Raw genomic sequence first — 1,189 nt, 5'->3', positions numbered from 1 at the left:
GGCGGTTTCAAGCGGCTGTTGCAACGAGGTGTTTGTGGAGTACCTCGGCTGGATTCTGCCAGTCGAGGGTTTGGCGTGGTCGTCCGTTGAGTTCGCGGGCGACGGCGTCGAGGTCGTCTTGGGTCCAGGTGCGGAAGTCGGTGCTGGAGCGGGGGAAGTACTGCCGCAGGAGACCGTTGGTGTTCTCGTTGCTGCCGCGCTGCCAGGGGCTGTGGGGGTCGCAGAAGTAGACCTTGCAGTCAGTGGCCAGAGTGAAGACGGGGTGCTGGATCATTTCGATGCCCTGGTCCCAGGTCAGGGTCTTGCGCAGTTCGGCTGGCAGGCGGCGCATGAGGCCGGTGAGGGTGTCGATGACCTGTTCACTGACCCGCGATTCGGGCAGGGCACCGAGCATCACGTACCGGGTGGTCCGCTCGACCAGGGTGATGATCGCGCTGGAGCCTCGGGCGCCGATGACCAGGTCACCTTCCCAGTGCCCCGGCACGGCCCGGTCTTCGACCTCGGCCGGGCGAGTCGAGATGTGAAAGTCACGCACCCACGGCCGGCGTCCCCGCCCCGCGCTGGCCTGACGCGACTGCGGCCGCCGTAACGCCCGACCAGAACGCAACGCGACCTGCCGGGTCAACTCCTGACGCATCGCACCCCGGGCCTGGAAGTAGATCGCCTGGTAGATCGTCTCGTGTGACACCCACATCTCCGGCCTGTCGGGGAACTCACGCCGCAGCGACCGGGCGATCTGCCACGGCGAGTGCCGCTGACTCAAACGATCCTTGACCGTCTGCCACAACGGCGGCCACGCCCGCCCCCAACCCGGACGCAACTTGCCCTCACGAGGACGCCGCGCCCGCGCATCCGCCTTGGTCTGAGCGTTGCGGTGACAGTACTTCCACCGATACACACCACCCCACCCCTTCGGATAACCCACCCCCGCCACATACCCCGGAGCCACACCATGCGGATGCCGCTGACCCGACGGCACCCGACCCCCCGTCCCGCAGTGATTACGCGACAACTCCCGCCACACCGTCGACCGATCCCGCCCCACCGCCAGCGCGATCTGCGGGCAGCTCAACCCCTGACCGAACAACACCTCAATCTGCGCCCGCTCCGCGGACGACAACCTCTGCCCCGGCATGACCCCTCATCCTCACGAGAATCCACCCCGTTGCAACAACCACTTGAGCCCAAG

Annotated in this window: 1 protein-coding gene; it reads right to left on the bottom strand. The window is 66.9% G+C overall.

The annotated features are described in order from the left end of the window. Positions 1-7 precede the first annotated feature (7 nt). Positions 8-1,135 (bottom strand): IS30 family transposase, encoded by a 1,128-nt coding sequence (locus ACWER9_RS31840; RefSeq protein ID WP_452305322.1) that lies wholly within the window; start codon positions 1,133-1,135, stop codon positions 8-10. Positions 1,136-1,189 lie beyond the last annotated feature (54 nt).

The organism is Micromonospora sp. NPDC003944, from assembly GCF_053605225.1.
The sequence above is the reverse complement of the archived record's forward strand: the minus strand, read 5'-3'. Positions and strand labels throughout refer to the sequence as shown.

Coding starts and splice junctions, on each gene's coding strand:
- ACWER9_RS31840 (WP_452305322.1), bottom strand. CDS start 1,135: ATGCCGGGGCAGAGGTTGTCGTCCGCGGAGCGGGCGCAGATTGAGGTG.